At 43.8% G+C, this 608-nt stretch carries 1 protein-coding gene; it reads left to right on the forward strand.

Annotated features, from left to right (window positions below; all coding sequences use genetic code 11):
• The coding region (locus tag HMPREF1986_RS06685; protein ID WP_021774056.1) for a restriction endonuclease subunit S at nt 1–589 on the forward strand (589 nt) is incomplete at its 5' end.
• Nucleotides 590–608: the final 19 nt, after the last annotated feature.

Genomic DNA, 608 nt, shown 5'->3' on the forward strand with positions numbered 1-608 from the left:
AAACGAGAATTTACTTCAGCAGGCACAGGCCATTTATTGTGATATGTTCATCACCAATACCAGCCCTTCATGGCAGCTTGGACACCTTGCCGACCTTATCACTGTCCGTTATGGAAAGGATCACAAGAAACTTGCCGATGGTGCATATCCTGTTTACGGTTCAGGCGGTATCATGCGTTATGTGGAGAGGCCTTTGTATGATAAGGAATCCGTTCTTATTCCACGAAAAGGAACTCTCAACAACGTCATGTATGTAAATGAGCCGTTTTGGTCGGTAGACACCATGTTCTTTACAGAAATGAAAATGCCCAACGTGGCTAAGTTCGTTTTTCATTTCGTAAAGAGTAAGGACCTCGCTTCTCTTAATTCCGGTTCTGCTGTTCCAAGTATGACTACTGACATACTGAACGCAATGGAGCTCTCTATTCCAGATGCAGATACATTCGCTAAGTTTGAAGGTATCGTTGCTCCGATGTACCAAACCATTCAGCAGAACACGCAAGAATCCAACAAACTGTCTGAATTGAGGGATTCGCTGTTACCAAGGTTGATGTCCGGTGAACTCGATGTCTCCGACATTGACTTTTAAGCCGCTAAATTCTCGTTTA

Source organism: Oribacterium sp. oral taxon 078 str. F0263 (assembly GCF_000469565.1).
GTDB lineage: Bacteria > Bacillota > Clostridia > Lachnospirales > Lachnospiraceae > Oribacterium.